The organism is Sporocytophaga sp. (genome assembly GCF_017745095.1).
GTDB lineage: Bacteria > Bacteroidota > Bacteroidia > Cytophagales > Cytophagaceae > Sporocytophaga.
Genome location: NZ_JAGHZZ010000030.1, coordinates 51,586 through 51,792 on the forward strand (window position 1 = coordinate 51,586; position 207 = coordinate 51,792).

The window sequence follows — 207 nt, forward strand, 5'->3', positions numbered from 1 at the left end:
CTTATTCTTTATAATAATAAACAGTAATGTCTTAGTTATCACACATATAAAAAAATATTGAAGTATTTTAAAAAATATCTTGGTTCACGGAATTTTTAGCTCTGGAAGGTGAGTAGTGGTGGACAAGAATTTAATTTTAAAATTATCAAAGTAAAGGTGCTCACCTCACTTCTCATATAACTAATATTCAATTCATTATAATTAGTT